Source organism: Blautia sp. HCP3S3_C12, from assembly GCF_052064155.1.
Classification (GTDB): domain Bacteria; phylum Bacillota; class Clostridia; order Lachnospirales; family Lachnospiraceae; genus Blautia_A.
In genome coordinates this window covers 60,320-77,014 of the sequence record NZ_JBQHWC010000014.1, presented here as the reverse complement: position 1 = coordinate 77,014, position 16,695 = coordinate 60,320, and the positions used below count along the sequence as shown (strand labels likewise).

Genomic DNA, 16,695 nt, shown 5'->3' with positions numbered 1-16,695 from the left:
GATCTATGCCCGTTTTCTCTTTTGTATTTTAAATTAAAAATAGGAATTTCCCGCCGAACCGGCGGATATGATTACCAGAAGATCTCTGGTGAGTTTTATTATAGGGCCGGACTTTTGATTTGTCCAGCCCTTTTTTCATAAAAATAATTAAAAAATTATAAACCTGTTTTTATCCAGACCTGCATCTCCCCTGTTCCTCTGTTATTCCAGAGATAATAAGGCACTGCAACAAGCTCTGTACTTTCTCTGGAAGCACAGTAGGTAGTGTAAAGCTTATCCGTATCAGGTACCTGTGTTCTGCTGCCTCTGGCCTTCAATGCCACATAGCCTCCCAACTCAGATTTTTTCTCTTCTGTAAGTCCTGCGTCTGTATCCACTGTCAGCTCTGCCAGATATTTTCCGTTGTCTGCCTCTTCCAGACAGTAGACTAAAGGTCCCCGCATGATCGCAGCTCTGCCCAGATCATAATGAATTCTTCTGTTTGCACAGATGAAACGTGGCTGCATGTCAAATTCCAATTCAATATAAGCAGCTTTTTTCCAGCAGCGTGAAATCAATGCATACCCATTTTCCACCTGATCCGGAGTAATCTCTTTGCCATCCAGCCGCAGAGTATAATGTTCTGCCCATCCCGGAATACGGAATGCCAGTCCGATTTCACGGTCTGAATCACTTTGTACTGTGAAATTAATCTTTCCGTTTTCCGGATAAGAAGTATTCTGAGTAATGTTCAGTATACTTTCGCCAACCTGGATTTTCCCATCTCCTGCTATATAAAGATGTACATTCACCCGATCTTCTGAAGCTGTATAAATATAATCCCATAATCCTCCGATAAGGCGTGCAATATTAGGAGGACAGCATGCACATGCAAACCATTTCTGCCGTTCCGGCTTCACATGATGGCGCTGGGTATTGTCTCTGCATACCTCAGGCACAGATTCCAGCGGATTTACATAAAAGAAACGATTGCCCTCATAATTCATTCCCCCAAGCACTGTATTGTAAAGTGCCTGTTCTATCACATCTCCATAAACAGAGTCAGTCTCTGACATCAGCATTCTCTGAGCAAAAAAGATCAGGCCAATAGAAGCACAGGTTTCTGAATAATTAGTGTCATTAGGAAGATCATAATCATTGGTAAAGGCTTCTCCTGAATTAGTGGCACCAATTCCTCCCGTGATATACATCTGCTTTTTCACAATATTATCCCAGATTGTCCGGCAGGCTGCAAACAGTTCTTTATCTCCTGTCTTTCCGGCCAGATCTGCCATGGCAGTATACATATACACAGCGCGTACTGCATGTCCCACTGCCTTTTTCTGCAGACGTACCGGACTCTGGAACTGATTGTAATAATTATACGGATACTGATTATAATACCTGTTTGGTTCCGGTGTTCTGGCTTTCTCCCAGAAGCTGACATGGTCTCTCTTTTCAAATTCTTCCTCAAAGAAGTGATTGGTTCCTCTGGTATTGATAAAATATCCTGCCAGATTTAAATATTTCTCATTCCCGGACAGATCATAGAGCTTTAACAAGGCAATCTCTATTTCCTGATGTCCCGGATAGCCATGAAGCTTACCTTCCTCAGGGCCAAAAACTCTGTCCAGATAATCCGCCAGTTTATAAGCAATCTGAAGGATTTTCTCCTTTCCTGTTGCCCTGTAATAGGATACTGCACTTTCAATAAAATGTCCGGCACAATAGAGCTCATGGCATTCCAGTACATTCGTCCATTTTTTATCCGGTTCCTCAATGGAAAAATAAGTATCCAGATAACCGTCCTCTTCCTGGGCTTCTGCGATCAGATCAATGACAGCGTCTGCTTTTTCCTCCAGCTCAGGATCCCTCTCCAGCATCAGGATATTGCCTACTGCTTCCAGCCATTTATATACATCACTGTCCTGAAATACCTGTCCATAAAAATGCCCTTTCATTTTGCCACCGGCAATTCTCAGATTGTCAATGGCATGGCTGGGCTCAGCATCCTCTCTTCGGTCATTTAAAATATCCCACTGATAGGGAATTACCATATTTTTTACCAAATCAATATAACGGTTCCAGAAGGAGTTGCGGATTACGCACTCCTCCTTCTGAAGCAATCTGTTTTTATTCATGCCTAGATTGTAACCTCCATCTTGCATCCTTCCGGTGCCAGAATCATTCCATCTTCTGTATCCTTCACTACACTGCCACCTGTAACTGCAGAAACATCATGAATATTTCTGAGAAGATATGTCATTCCCGGATTCTCTTTGGTTGTTTCCAGAATCAGTTTGTTTTCTTCTCTTGTTGCATTTACCACAAATGCTGTCTCACCTTTATTTGTTACTACTTCACAGGAACCAGTTCCGTTCAGCTCGTAAACCTGGATCTGTACATCTTTTTCCAGTTCATAATCAACAGTAGTGTCTACTGCACCTATAGAAAGCAGAGTGTTCTCTCTTACGAATACAGGCAGTGAGAAGAAGTCATAAGTTTCTTCATACCATCTGCCTCCTTCCTTTACTTCTCCGCTTAACAGATGAGTCCATTTTCCCTTAGGCAGATAATATTCTACATGGCTCTCTTTATTGAAGATCGGAGCTACCAGAATACTGTCACCTAACATATACTGCATATCCAGATATTTCACAGCAGGATCATCTGTGAACTCCATGATCATTGCTCTCATGGACGGAATACCGGTTCTGTGTGATTTCACAGCCATAGAATACAGATATGGAAGTAATCTTAATTTCAGTTTGGTAAACTTACGGCAAACATCTACAGCTTCCTCATCAAACAGCCACGGTACACGATAGCTCTTGGATCCGTGGAGACGGCTGTGTGTGGAAAGGAGACCGAACTGCAGCCAGCGTTTGTACACATCCGGGGCCGCTGTCATTTCAAATCCGCCCATATCATGACTCCAGAAAGAGAATCCTGATAAGGTAAAGGACAAACCGCCTCTTAAGCTCTCAGCCATGGAAGCATAGGTTGCAGAGCAGTCACCGCCCCAGTGAACCGGGAACTGCTGTCCGCCTGCTGTTGCACTTCTTGCAAAAAGAATAGCTTCTCCTTCTCCCTTTACTTCTTTCAGAAGACTGAATACAGCCTTATTATAAAGGTATGTATAATAGTTATGCATGGAAACAGGGTCAGATCCATCATAATATTTCACATCTACAGGGATTCTCTCACCAAAGTCTGTCTTGAAGCAGTCAACACCCATATCAAGCAGACCTTTCAGCTTATTCTGATACCATTTTACTGCATCCGGATTTGTAAAATCTACAAGTCCCATTCCCGGCTGCCAGTTATCGATCTGTTTTACACCCATTCCGTCTGCACGCTGTAACAAATATCCTTTTTCCATTCCCTCTTTGAAAAATGCTGTTCCCTGTGCAATATATGGATTGATCCATACGCATACCTTCAGACCTTTTTCTTTATAACGCTTCATCATTGCCGGTACATCCGGGAAAATTCTGGAATCCCATTCAAAATCGCACCAGTGGAATTCTTTCATCCAGAAGCAGTCGAAATGAAATACACTCAGCGGAATATCTCTGTCTGCCATTCCCTGAATAAAGGAATTGGTGGTCTCTTCATCATAGTTGGTTGTAAAAGATGTGGACAGCCATAATCCAAAGGACCATGAAGGCGGCAGTGCAGGTTTACCTGTCAAATCTGTATATGTTTCCATTACACCTTTGATGTCATCACCATAGATCACATGATAACGGATTTCTTCCCCTTTTACAGAAAATCCTACATTCTCAACCTTCTCACTGGCAACTTCAAAGGATACATTATCGCTGTGGTCAACAAACACACCATAATGCTTGCTGGTCACATAGAACGGGATATTTTTGTAAGAAATCTGGGAAGCTGTACCGCCATCCTCATTCCATATATCCACTACCTGTCCGTTCTTTACGAATGCTGTAAATCTCTCACCAAGTCCATATACACATTCCCCTGGGTCAAGAGAAAGTTCTGTTACCATATATGGCTGATACTGAGCTGCCATATAGTTTGGTTCCGGGAACTTGGTCAGTACCGCTCTGTCATACTGCATATATCCAAGGTTACGGAATCCGATATTGGTAAGAACTTTTCCGTCTGCTTCATATGTGATCTTGAAGTCTTTTAAATCTACTCTTACTGTCATTCTTCCGGCTTTCATCACAGCTTCCTCTTCTGTGATCTCAACCTCTGTTTCCTGCGGATCCTCATTCAGCTCATATCTGGGCTCACCCTTTACATAGCCTTCATAATGATAGCTTCTCACACTGATAATGTCTTTACGTGCAGAAGTAAATTCTGTAGTGATAGTTCCTACATCCAGAGCACCGCCTCTGTCTGTGATCTGCCGGAATGGAGAAACAATTCTCATTCCTCCCGGAATTGCTTCAGCTGTAAATGCCTGAGATGCATAGGACGCGTTGGCTCTTTCATTTTTTTCCCAATATCCTTCTGTAAATTTCATCTGATTTCTGATCTCCTTTTCTATAAAACAATTCTTTTTTATTCTCTGTTATGCAAGTCACGGTACAACAAAGAATCCTGCTTGCAGGATTCTCCGCCTGCGATGGGTCGCTTCAGTGACATAAAATAAGGGGAAGAAGCATAGCTTCTTCCCCAATTATCATCTTTGTCTGCTAGTCTTAGTTTGAAGCCCCGTCAATTTCCTGATATTTCTGTTCAATTGTGCTGATTGTATCTTCTTTGGAAGCGCTGCCTTCTACATATGCCTGCATAGCTTCACCAAATGCCTGATGGAAGCTGTCTGTAGAGTAAATTATTTCGAGAGGAGCCGCACCTTTTTCTTCAACGGAAGCAGAACCCTGTTTGATTACTTCATACTCTGTATCAAAGTCACCCTTAATTGGCGGAACTACACCTGCAACATCTGTGAACCATGCTTTACCATAGTCAGAGGTATACCACCAGTTCAGGAAGTTCAGAACGATCTCCTGATTTTCGGAATCTTTGCTTACACGAAGTGCCTGATCTGATCCTGTGATAACCTGGCAATGAGAAGCATCTTCATCTACCGGATATCCTGCAAATGTAATCTTAAGGTCTGGATTAATCTTCATCAGATCACTTTCAACCCATGCGCCCTGTCCAATCATAATAGCTGCTTTTCCAGCTGCAAGTGCTGCTTCTTCACCACTTAAATCTGTTTCCAGAGGTTTCTGATCTCCGTTATCCTTTACCAGATCAATAAATTCAAAGAAGTTATCTGTAAGGATTGGATAATTTTCCAGAGAATCTGATCCATCTTCAAATCCTGCTACCATTTTCTGCACATCATCAGATGCTGCATCTGCAAAGTGCTGGAATACATGTTTAAATACCCACCATTCAGCATATCCACTTGTAAATGGTGTAATATCTGCTGCTTTTAATTTCTCTACACAATCTTTTAACTCTGTCATAGTTTCCGGAACTTTTTCAACGCCTGCCTTATCCAGAAGATCCTGGTTGTAGATCAGTCCGAAATAGTTTCCTTTGATCGCCATACCATAACAGCCTTCGCCGTTGGCATCTTTCATAGCTGCTGCTACATTGTCGTCCATAGCATCAACTAATGGCTGTCCTGTAAGGTCAAGAGAGTATTCTTTATATGTTTCGATTTCTTTTCCTGATGTGGAGGAGAAGATATCCGGGCACTCACCTGAGTTAAGTTTTGCCTTTAAAAGTGTAGGATAATCGTTCTGTGTTGTCTCATAGTTGATAGTAACACCCGGCTCTACATTTTTGTACTCATCAATAAGAGCTGTGATGGCATCTGCATACTCCGGCTGGGAGATAAACATATAGATCTCGCCTTCGTCGTCACCTTCTGCATGAACTGCTACGCTTGAAAACATAGTAGTTGCCATTGCTGCACAAAGCATTACACTGATCAGTTTTTTCTTCATCTTAAAATCCTCCTTTTGATTTTGGTTTTATTCTGTCCGGCATGAAACCAGCCGGTCATTTACATTGTAATTATAAAATCATCAACCCTTTACTGCACCTGCAACAACGCCCTCTACAATGTACTTCTGCAGGAAGATAAAGATAATGATGGATGGAAGTACTGCCAGCACCATAGCTGCCATTGCGTAATGCCACTGTGTATTGAACTGGCCTACAAATGTATAAGCGGAAAGCACCAGCGTCTTGGTCTCGTTTGAACTGTTGACCATAAGCAGTGGAAGAAGGAAGTCATTCCAGATCCACATTACATCGATTACGATGACTGTAAAGGTTACAGATTTCAGAAGCGGGAAAATGATGGAACGATAAGTACGGAAGGTTCCTGCACCATCGATAAATGCACTTTCATCCAGCTCCTTGGGAATTGTTGACATGAAATTCCCATAAATAAATGCAGCCATGGGAATACCGAATCCCCAGTACTGTATTCCAAGTCCTACCTTGCTTCCGGAAAGATTTACTACGTTCATAACTTTCAGAAGTGTGATCATGATGGTCTGGAACGGGATCAGCATAGGTGTTGTGATCATAAACTGTGCAAATCTGGTATATTTGTTTTTCTTTCTGCTGATGATATAAGCAGACATAGAAGAAAATATGATGATTCCCACAATACCGATCACGGTAATGATCACGTTGTTAAGAAACAGCTTGCCATACTGCATTTTGTCCATTACATACGTGTAATTGCTCCATTCAATCTTACTTGGAAGTGCGATTACATCCATGATAACTTCGCCAAAGGGCTTCACTGAGTTGATCACCATCAGAAATACCGGGTAAATATAGATCAACGCCAGGATAAGCATTACAATTGTCAGTACTATCTTTTTCGTTTTCTTTCTCTGGGCCATTGTCATTATAAATCTACCTCCCTGCTATGCATAGCTTTTAATACCAGCTGTGTAATAACCAGGATGATCACAAAGAATACCAGTGCCTTGGCAGATCCAAGACCATAATTGTTATTCTGGAAAGCCTCTCTGTAAATATCAAGTGTTACACTGTATGTAGATCCTCCCGGGCCACCTTTGGTAAGTGCCAGGATAATATCAAATACCTTAACGGCATTTGTCAGGGACATAAATACACAGGTTGTAATGGACGGTCCCAGAAGAGGAAGTGTAACCTTGAAAAATTTCTTCCAGGAAGTAGCACCGTCTACCTCTGCTGCCTCAAGCACATCTGTAGGAACTGCCTGAAGTCCTGCAATATACAGAACAATGTAGAAACCAAGTGCCTGCCAGATACCTACAAAAGCCACCGCATAGAATGCGAGATGACTGTCACCCAGCCAGCTGAGATTTAAGAATCCCAGGTGTGTTTTTTCAAAAAGTGCTGCAAATCCCTGTGAAAAAATAAATTTCCAGATGAAACCTACGATTGTCATACTCATGATATACGGAATGAAGAACATACTCCTCATTACGTTCGCAGCCGGGATCTTCTGTACAAGAGCTACTGCGATTGCCAGTGCCAGAATATTTACCAGGATCATGAAAACAATGGTATACTTGCCGGTAAAGATCAGGCTCTGCAGGAAATCTGAGGAACCACTGAACAATTTCTTAAAGTTCTCCAGTCCGATAAATTTCGGTGATTTGGAAATTCCGTTCCACTCTGTCAGTGAGTAGTAAAGACTCATTACAAAGGGAATATAAAACACCAGCATTACAAGAAATAATGACGGAACTGTAAAAGCCGCACATTCCAGATATTCTTTTTTCTTTCTCTTCATATCTGTCTGTCCTCCTCTATTCAGTTATTGCAACTTTTGCTGCTCTTTTGCCCAAACAGCAACGTTCGTTTGTCTTATGCATTTAATATACTTCGCTTTATGTGAATTGTCAACATATTTTCATCTTCTATTGTGTATATTTTTATAGGTTTTCTACATAACCTGCAAAAAGTCAAATTAACCTGTTTTTGTGAATCTTATCTAAATTTTCTCGTAATCTTTACTTATTTCTCCACTTTAGCTTGTTAAAAATATACAATTTTTACTTTCGTCACTTTGCCAATCCCAGTACTCCGGAGCCTCTTTTATGGCTTAATTTTTACACTTTCCCTTTCCACCAGCTGTACTCCTGTCATATATACATTCTTTTCACACTTTTCCCCGTGTATAAGTTTCATCAGCACATTCACTGCAGTTTCCGCTTTTTCTCCTACATCTACACGGATTGTAGTCAGACGGGGATAAACAATGGTGGCAAATACATCATCATCCATACCTGCCACAGAAATTTCCTCAGGAATCTTCACCTTATTCCTGTGTAGAAAAGAGATCATCTCTGCTGCATTAATATCTGCAGAAAAGAACAGAGCCGTCTCTGTTCCCACATATTTCAGAAAATCCTGATAACATTTCTCTCGTTCTGCATCATTTCCGGGCAGACGTCTCTCTTCCAGAAGAACATCTCTGTCTGTCTCACGTACTGCTTCCATTACCCCCAGAAAACGCAGATGATCCGCACCATGATTTACATTTGCCAGATACACGATTCTTTTTACGCCCTGTCTGATCAAATATTCTGCCATCTCTCTGCCGCCCTTTTTGTCTTCAGAGGTGACCTGGTAATACATCTCATTCCCTTCCGGCATTTCATCCATATCAATAGACACTATGGGTGTTCCAGATAAGCCGGCTATTTTTTTCAGGTGTCTGTAGGGCATAGAAATCGTAATGATCCCGTCCACATTCCAGCCAACTGTCATCTTCTCAATTTCCTCTACATTTTTATCCGAGAAAATCATAATATAATATCCCTTTTCTCTCAGAAGCCTCTCCAGGTGTCCCAGCATGTTCCCGTAAAATGGTGTCTCATAAGCAGAGCCTCTGGCAAACTTCGGCGTTGTAATAAGAATACAGATAATCCTGGAACTCCGGTTGGTCAATGCATTTAGCCCCAGTCTTGGAATATAATTATTTTCTGCCAGAAGCCTTTCCACCTTCTCTATGGTTTCAGCCGAAACCCTGGCATTTTTCTTGTGCAGAACATTGGAAACTGTAGTCGTGCTTACCCCTGCCTGTCTGGCAATCTCTTTTATCGTAACCATAAAAAACCTCCCATCCTTTGGGTTAAGTATAATACACTGTGCCATAGAATAGCTAGAGTAAATTTATATATCGGTTGCCAGCAAAGCACTATCAAGGTATAATAAAAGAAATGCAACAATCACTCAGATACATGGAAACAGAAACAAGGAGAAATCATACATGTCTTCATTATTTATCGTAATTCCCGCATACAACGAGGCAGAAAACATAGAACGCACAGTCAGTGAATGGTATCCCATCGTAGAGTCCCACAACAAAGAGGGACAATCCCGTCTGGTTATCATTAACGATGGAAGCAAGGATAATACTTATGAGCTAATTTGCAAACTGGCACAGGCCCGCCCTCTCCTAATCCCCCTGACCAAGCCAAACGGCGGCCACGGTTCCACCGTTCTCTACGGTTACCGCTACGCCATTGAACACAGAGCTGACTATATCTTCCAGACCGACTCCGACGGCCAGACCAACCCCGACGAATTTGAAGCCTTCTGGAAAAAAAGAAGCACCTACGATGCCATCATCGGAAACCGCAAAGTCCGCGGTGACGGAAAATCCAGAAAATTCGTAGAAAACACAGTCTGCCTTCTCCTCCGCCTGATCTTCGGAGTAAAAATCCCGGATGCCAACGCCCCCTTCCGCCTGATGCGCACAGACCTGGTAAAAAAATACATCCACCGCCTTCCCAAAAACTACAACCTCCCCAACATCATGCTCACCACCTACTTCGTATACTACAAAGAAAAAATAACCTTCCTCCCCATCACCTTCAAACCCCGCCAAGCCGGAACCAACTCCCTCAACCTAAAAAAAATCACCAAAATCGGATGGCAGGCAATGAAGGACTTCCACACTCTAAAAAAATCCATGTAATCAAACACCTTACAAATATCAAAATCCAATCCATTAGTGTTTCAAAGCGAACCTCATCCCACAATCTCCAACTCACCAATACCGAAAAAAAGCCACCGCCAAAACGCGGTGACTTTTTTGACCCAACCTGGCAAATCCGCCAAGTTAACAACTTTCCCCATAAAAAAACCTTGCGCTCCCCAAAAAAAGCGCAAGGGGTGTCCAGAGGGGACGCTGCTCAAGCGTCCCCTTTGGGGTTTTCGTACCATTTATCAAAAATGTACTTATATCTCTTTATGACTCGTAACCCTAAGTCGTGCCATAGCTCTCGACAAAGCCAGCTGATTCATATGATACTCCTGAATACTCTGCTTCTGTCTCATCTGCTCCTCAGCTCTTTCTTTCGCTTCCTGCGCACGGCGGATATCAATCTCCTCCGGGCTCTCTGCAGTTAAGCAGAATACTTTTGCACGGTTATTGATCATCTCTACAAAACCACTGCTCACTGCCAGAACATGTTTCGTACCATCTGCTTCCTCGAAACGCATCTCGCCCGGAATAATAGCCGCAACAATATTCTCATGCTGTGCCAGAAAAGCCTGCTCTCCGTCAACAGCCGGAATTGTCAGAGTTTTGGCACGTCCTGCAAACGCCAGCTTATTACTGGCATAAATCTCAAGACCAAATGTGTCTGCCATATCAAGTACTCCCTCTCAGCAATTACTCCTGACCCATCTCAGTTTTTGCTTTCTCGATGACATCCTCAATTGTACCAACATTGAAGAAAGCATTTTCCGGATACTGATCCATCTCACCATCAACGATTGCCTTGAATCCACGGATGGTTTCTTTCAGAGGAACATATTTACCCTTGATACCTGTGAAGTTCTCAGCTACATGGAATGGCTGGGAAAGGAACTTCTGGATCTTTCTTGCACGGAATACAGTGCTCTTATCCTCTTCAGAAAGCTCTTCCATACCAAGAATAGCAATGATGTCCTGAAGTTCTTTATATTTCTGAAGGATTTCCTGTACTTTACGTGCTACTTCATAATGTTCTTCACCTACAACATCCGGCTCCAGGATACGGGAAGTAGATTCCAACGGGTCAACGGCCGGATAAATACCCTGCTCTACGATCTTTCTGGAAAGAACGGTTGTTGCATCCAGATGAGCAAATGTAGTTGCAGGAGCCGGGTCAGTCAGGTCATCGGCAGGTACATAGACAGCCTGTACAGATGTTACAGAACCATCCTTAGTAGAAGCGATACGTTCCTGAAGTTCACCCATCTCAGTAGCCAGTGTTGGCTGATAACCTACGGCTGAAGGCATACGTCCAAGAAGGGCGGAAACCTCGGAACCAGCCTGTACAAAACGGAAAATATTATCAATGAAAAGAAGCACATCTCTGTGTTCCTCATCTCTGAAGTACTCAGCCATTGTCAGTCCGGTTTCAGCAACACGCATACGGGATCCCGGTGGCTCGTTCATCTGTCCGAACACTAAGGCTGTTTTTTCAAGAACACCGGACTCTTTCATTTCTGACCATAAGTCGTTACCTTCACGGGAACGCTCTCCAACACCTGTGAAAATGGAATATCCGCCATGCTCTGTGGCAATGTTCTGGATCAGCTCCTGAATCAGGACTGTCTTACCAACACCGGCACCACCGAACAGACCGATCTTACCACCTTTTGCATATGGTGCAAGAAGGTCGATAACCTTAATACCTGTTTCCAGGATTTCTACAGCCGGTTTCTGATGTTCGAAATCCGGCGGATCTCTGTGGATGACCCATTTCTGTTCTCCCTCAAGGGAAGGACCGTCATCTACTGTATCACCAAGTACGTTAAATAAACGTCCCAGTGTCTTATCACCTACAGGAACCTTAATGCCGCTTCCTGTGGCGATGACTTCTCTGTCTCGCTGTAAGCCTTCGCTTGCGCTCAGCATAATGCAGCGTACCATATTGTTTCCCAGATGATGGGAAACTTCCATTACACATCTTTTACCGTTGTTCTCTACCTCAAGGGCATCCTTAATCTCAGGAAGATTTCCATCTTCAAAAACAACGTCTACAACAGGTCCCATAACCTGTACAATTTTACCTTTGTTCATCGTCGTCACTTCCTTTTTTGTGCTTTTGCACCGCTGACAATCTCAGTGATTTCCTGTGTGATGGCAGCCTGACGCGCACGGTTGTACTCAATGGATAACTCCCTGAGCATCTTCTTTGCACTGTCCGTAGAGGACTGCATTGCCATCATTCTGGCATTATTTTCACTGGCATACGCTTCTACAAGACATCCATAGATCAGACCGGTCAGGTAATTTGGGATCATGGTATTCAGAAGTACATCGGCTGATGGTGACAGCACGATTTCCTCCTGTGGCATGTCCGCAAGCATTGCCTGATTTGGCAGGAACTCTGCCTTCTTCAATGGAAGAAGCTGCATATTCACCGGCTCCATGGCAACTGCACTCTGCATCTCCGTATAGAAAATACGTACTTCGTCCAGTTCTCTGTCCAGGAACGCTCTGGTAATCTCCTCTGAGATCAGACGCGCTCTGTGCATGGTCGGTTTCTGTACTGTATATGGAAAGTTCTCTGCGATATCCATATGTTTCTTCGTGAAATACTGACGGCCTACCATACCCAGCACATAAAGCTTGCAGTGCTCATGCTCTGCCATAAACTGTTCTGTCATTTTCTGGATATTATGGTTATAGGCACCTGCCATACCTTTATCACCGGTAACTACGATACAGCCGATCTTACGGTCTTCCTCTGCGATCTTATGACGGATACTGAAAAAAGGATGCTCTGTATCCGTCATATGACGCAGGATTCGGGAAATTGCTGCCTGCATATTATAGTAATACGGTTCTGTATCGGACAGGATTCTTTTGGCCTTCTGCATCTTGGATGAAGAAATCATATACATGGCATTGGTGATCTTCATGGTGTCCTGAATGCTTTTCATTCGAGTCTGAATCTCTTTCGTACTGCCCATATCAACACCTACCTGCTCTTATCTGCAAATTCTTCTGCCACTTTCACGATCTTTTCTGCCAGTTCATCCGGAAGCTGTCTCTTCTCCTCGATCTCTCTTCCGATTTCCGGATAAGCACTGTCAAAGTAGTCCAGCATATCTCTCTGATACTTCTTCATCTTCTTGGTTTCCACGTGCATCATTGCCTTGTGTGTTGCCGCACAAAGAGTGATAACCTGCTCATGAAGACTTAAGGGGCTTGAAAGCGGCTGTTTCAGAAGTTCCATAAGTCCGCTTCCGTATTTCAACTGCTGAGTTGTAGCCTCGTCCAGATCAGAACTGAACTGTGTAAAGATTTCCATCTCACGATACTGAGCCAGATCGATACGGACACTTCCTGCTGCTTTCTTCATGGCTTTTGCCTGTGCAGCACCACCAACTCGGGATACGGAAAGACCTACGTTAACCGCCGGACGCATACCGGAGTTAAACAGGTCACTCTCCAGGAAAATCTGACCATCTGTGATGGAAATAACGTTTGTAGGAATATATGCGGAAAGGTCACCTGCCTGTGTCTCAATGATAGGAAGTGCAGTGATAGAACCACCGCCGGCCTTTTCATTCAGACGGCTGGAACGCTCCAGTAATCTGGAATGGAGATAGAATACATCTCCAGGATAAGCCTCACGTCCCGGTGAACGTTCCAGAAGCAATGACAGTGCACGGTATGCAACTGCATGCTTGGATAAATCATCATAAACCATTAATACATCTTTTCCTTTATGCATAAAGTACTCAGCAAGTGCAGTACCTGCATAAGGAACAATATACTGAAGCGGCGCACAGTCACTGGCTGTGGAGGAAAATACTGTTGTATAATCCATAGCACCGTGTTTCTCCAGAGTAGATACGATCTTAGCTACTGTGGAAGCTTTCTGTCCGATTGCAACATAGATACAGATTACATCTTTGCCTTTCTGGTTCAGAATGGTATCCAGTGCAACGGAAGTCTTACCTGTCTGTCTGTCACCGATAATCAGCTCACGCTGGCCACGGCCAATCGGGAACATGGAATCAATGGAAAGAATACCTGTTTCCAGCGGAACTGTTACAGATTTTCTCTCAATGATCCCAGGTGCCGGATTCTCTACAGGACGATACCCGTCTGCCTTAATCTCGCCTTTACCATCGATCGGTGCTCCCAGAGCATTTACAATCCTTCCGATAAAAGCGTCACCTACAGGCACACCTGCCTGTTTCTGGGTTCTTGCCACCTTTGTTCCTTCTTTGATTCCTGTATCTTTACCGAACAGGATACATCCGATGCTGTTTGCACGGATATCCTGTACCATACCTTTCAGACCATTCTCAAAGGTTACAACCTCGCCGTACATCGCATGATCAATGCCGTGTACCGTGGCGATACCATCTCCGACGGAGATGACTGTTCCTACTTCCTGGTCCTTGCTGATTTCGTCATAATTCTCAATTTCTTCTTTCAGAATCGAAATGATTTCATCTGGATTCATTGCAGCCAACTTTTATTCACCTCCGTGTCAATTTCTGTCTTAAATTGTTATAACGTCCGCGGAGACTCCAGTCGAACTCTTTGTCTCCGGCAGAAAGAATGAAGCCTCCGATCAAAAATTTGTCTTCTCTGAGAGTAAGGATTACTTCCTTTGCTCCGAATTCCCTGCGAAGGAAATCTTCCATCTTCTCTTTCTGGGCTTCTTCCGGTTTTGTTACATATGTGAGAACAGCTTTCAGGATACCTTTCTGCTTGCGGCTGTAATCGCCATATGCTTCCAGGATATCATAAATGCTGCTGATTTTCTGATATTTACAGGTCACCTTCAGGAAATTTTTCATCTCCTGTGGGAAGACTCTGTCAATTACATGTTCTTTTTCTTTTAAAGAAACCAGCGGATTCTCAAGAGCCCCCTTTAACTGTGGGGTACTCCTGAAAATCTTTTCTGTCTCCAAAACAGCTTCTTCCGGGACAGAAAGCTCATATAATGCTTTTGCATAATTAATGCTTGTTTCCGTCATTGGAATCACCTGCCTCTTTTATAAACTGGTCATAAAGGGACAAATCCTGCTGACTGCTGTTTTTCTCTCCCATGATCTTTGAGGCTGCATCCAGCGCGATCTCTGCCACTCTGCTTTCCATAGCTTTCATAGCATTTTCCTGCTCTGTCTTAATATCTGCCTTTGCTTTGTCAAGCATTGCGCCGGCCTGTGTATTTGCATCTTTTACAATACGCTCAGCCTGTACTTTTGCCTCATCCTTTGCTGCATTTACAATACGCATGGATTCGTCTTTCGCAGATTTCAGTGCATCTTCATATTTACCTTTCAGTTCATATGCCTGTTCTTCTGTATCTTTGGCACTTGCGAACTGCTGGTCGATCATGTTTTTTCTCTGCTCCATCACATTGAGGATCGGACCAAATAAGAACTTTTTCATTAAAAGATAAAGAACAATCAGGTTGATAATCGTAAAGACCACGTTGATATTAATTTCAATCACCGGTCCCACCTGCCTTTCTACTTATTCTTTATCCATCAATTAGCCAAGCATGATAACGATCAGAAGACCGATAACGAAACCGTAAATAGCTGTTGCCTCGGCAAGGGCGCATCCTAAAAGAAGTGCTTTGCTGATCTTGCTTTCTGCTTCCGGCTGTCTTGCGATTGCTTCTACTGCTTTGGATGTTGCCATACCAATACCAATACCTGCTCCAATACCTGTCATAACTGCGATTGCTGCTCCGATAGCTACTAACATAACTTTTTCCTCCTGTTGTTCAACTAGAATAAACTAAATATTACAAATTTCTTTTTGTGAACTGCTATCCTCTTCTATATCGCGATTGCGGATAACAGTTTATCACTGTTTTTTTCTGTCGTTGTTTATGTAATTTGAATTTATGTAAAAACAGATAAACAGTAATTCTTATTTATTCGATGGCTTCCTTAATGAACAGTGAAGTCAGGAATACAAATACATAAGCCTGGATGAATCCGTCAAAGAAATCAAAGTACAGGCTGAATGGGATAGGAAGAATCGCCGGGCATATAAACTCGAGGAGTTTCATGACCACATAGCTTCCTAATACATTACCAAAAAGTCGCATACAAAGTGATGTCGGACGAATGGCGATCTCAAGAATATTGATTGGCAACATAACCGGTGACGGCTCTGCGAAGCTCTTAAGAAAACCTTTCAGACCTTTCTTGTGAAATCCTGCATACTCGATCAGGAAAATACTTGTAATTGCCAGACCGATGGTACAGTTCAAATCCTTTGTAGGCGGTACAAATCCAAACACACCGAAAATGTTTGCTATTCCAATGTAAATGACAACCGTCATCAGATAGGGAATATACATTTTTCCCTCTTCTCCAAGGATATCCTTAAAGAAATCATGAAGAAAACCGACGCCTGCTTCCAGGAGAAGCTGTTTTTTACCGGGATTCTCCACACTCAGGTTTCTTACGAGCACCAATGACAAAATTAAAAGCACTGCCATGATGATCCATGTCACTGCTACTGATTCTGCAATCGGTATTCCTCCAAACACTGGTATGGTAAAAACTGTCTTACATTGAAGTTCTTCCATTAACGTGCTTGCTAAATTACCCGTTTCTTTTCCCTCCTTTTTCTATTTGAATCGCTGAAAGACATTCGCACTCTCTTATCATGTCCGTCTCAGATGTCTTTCCCCGGTGTCCGTCTTAGATGCCTCTTCCTGAAGTCTGTCCCTGCTGTCTTTACCTGCTGCCTGCCTTAGATGTCTCTTCCTGAAGCCC

The 16,695-nt window shown here is 43.1% G+C and carries 15 protein-coding genes; 1 reads left to right on the top strand and 14 read right to left on the bottom strand.

The window, feature by feature from the left end; genetic code table 11:
- Nucleotides 1–155 precede the first annotated feature (155 nt).
- The 6 genes from ACTNDS_RS11650 to ACTNDS_RS11625 form a co-directional block, all read right to left on the bottom strand.
- On the bottom strand, nt 156–2,120 hold the full coding sequence (locus tag ACTNDS_RS11650; RefSeq protein ID WP_173742655.1) for a glycoside hydrolase family 127 protein: 1,965 nt from the start codon (nt 2,118–2,120) through the stop codon (nt 156–158).
- 2 nt (nt 2,121–2,122) lie between these two features.
- Nucleotides 2,123–4,477 carry an alpha-xylosidase gene (gene yicI, locus ACTNDS_RS11645; protein ID WP_441035864.1) on the bottom strand — a complete coding sequence of 785 codons (2,355 nt, stop codon included), beginning with the start codon at nt 4,475–4,477 and terminating at the stop codon, nt 2,123–2,125.
- A gap of 178 nt (nt 4,478–4,655) precedes the next feature.
- Nucleotides 4,656–5,918: an ABC transporter substrate-binding protein gene (locus ACTNDS_RS11640; RefSeq protein WP_019160521.1), complete on the bottom strand. Its 1,263-nt coding sequence runs from the start codon at nt 5,916–5,918 to the stop codon at nt 4,656–4,658.
- 81 nt (nt 5,919–5,999) lie between these two features.
- Nucleotides 6,000–6,839, bottom strand: a complete 840-nt coding sequence (locus ACTNDS_RS11635; RefSeq protein WP_173742657.1) for a carbohydrate ABC transporter permease — start codon at nt 6,837–6,839, stop codon at nt 6,000–6,002.
- Complete coding sequence (locus ACTNDS_RS11630; RefSeq protein ID WP_019160519.1) at nt 6,839–7,717, bottom strand: carbohydrate ABC transporter permease; 879 nt, start codon at nt 7,715–7,717, stop codon at nt 6,839–6,841. The genes ACTNDS_RS11635 and ACTNDS_RS11630 overlap by 1 nt, the downstream gene beginning before the upstream one ends.
- A gap of 305 nt (nt 7,718–8,022) precedes the next feature.
- Nucleotides 8,023–9,039, bottom strand: a complete 1,017-nt coding sequence (locus tag ACTNDS_RS11625; protein WP_441035862.1) for a LacI family DNA-binding transcriptional regulator — start codon at nt 9,037–9,039, stop codon at nt 8,023–8,025.
- 160 nt (nt 9,040–9,199) lie between these two features.
- Here ACTNDS_RS11625 and ACTNDS_RS11620 point away from each other — a divergent pair, with 160 nt between their 5' ends.
- Entirely contained in the window at nt 9,200–9,910 is a 711-nt protein-coding gene (locus ACTNDS_RS11620; RefSeq protein WP_441035860.1) for a glycosyltransferase family 2 protein, read from the top strand.
- A 263-nt stretch (nt 9,911–10,173) separates the two neighbouring features.
- Here the strand turns inward: ACTNDS_RS11620 and atpC are convergent, their stop codons facing one another.
- The 8 genes from atpC to ACTNDS_RS11580 all read right to left on the bottom strand — a co-directional run bounded on the left by atpC (nt 10,174) and on the right by ACTNDS_RS11580 (nt 16,505).
- Nucleotides 10,174–10,587: an ATP synthase F1 subunit epsilon gene (atpC, locus tag ACTNDS_RS11615; protein WP_441035858.1), complete on the bottom strand. Its 414-nt coding sequence runs from the start codon at nt 10,585–10,587 to the stop codon at nt 10,174–10,176.
- 22 nt (nt 10,588–10,609) lie between these two features.
- Nucleotides 10,610–12,007, bottom strand: coding sequence for a F0F1 ATP synthase subunit beta (gene atpD, locus ACTNDS_RS11610; protein ID WP_008706999.1), 1,398 nt, complete (start codon nt 12,005–12,007; stop codon nt 10,610–10,612).
- Nucleotides 12,008–12,012: 5 nt separating this feature from the next.
- On the bottom strand, nt 12,013–12,903 hold the full coding sequence (gene atpG / locus ACTNDS_RS11605) for an ATP synthase F1 subunit gamma (protein WP_441035855.1): 891 nt from the start codon (nt 12,901–12,903) through the stop codon (nt 12,013–12,015).
- Between the two features lie 8 nt (nt 12,904–12,911).
- Nucleotides 12,912–14,411, bottom strand: a complete 1,500-nt coding sequence (atpA, locus tag ACTNDS_RS11600) for a F0F1 ATP synthase subunit alpha (protein ID WP_441035894.1) — start codon at nt 14,409–14,411, stop codon at nt 12,912–12,914.
- Nucleotides 14,412–14,427: 16 nt separating this feature from the next.
- The gene (atpH, locus tag ACTNDS_RS11595) at nt 14,428–14,931 is read right to left on the bottom strand and encodes an ATP synthase F1 subunit delta (protein WP_441035854.1); all 504 of its coding nucleotides are present in this window, start codon (nt 14,929–14,931) and stop codon (nt 14,428–14,430) included.
- Nucleotides 14,912–15,412, bottom strand: coding sequence for a F0F1 ATP synthase subunit B (atpF, locus tag ACTNDS_RS11590; RefSeq protein WP_441035852.1), 501 nt, complete (start codon nt 15,410–15,412; stop codon nt 14,912–14,914). The genes atpH and atpF overlap by 20 nt, the downstream gene beginning before the upstream one ends.
- A 39-nt stretch (nt 15,413–15,451) precedes the next feature.
- Nucleotides 15,452–15,670 carry an ATP synthase F0 subunit C gene (gene atpE, locus ACTNDS_RS11585; protein ID WP_019160512.1) on the bottom strand — a complete coding sequence of 73 codons (219 nt, stop codon included), beginning with the start codon at nt 15,668–15,670 and terminating at the stop codon, nt 15,452–15,454.
- A gap of 172 nt (nt 15,671–15,842) precedes the next feature.
- Nucleotides 15,843–16,505, bottom strand: a complete 663-nt coding sequence (locus tag ACTNDS_RS11580) for a F0F1 ATP synthase subunit A (RefSeq protein ID WP_441035850.1) — start codon at nt 16,503–16,505, stop codon at nt 15,843–15,845.
- Nucleotides 16,506–16,695 lie beyond the last annotated feature (190 nt).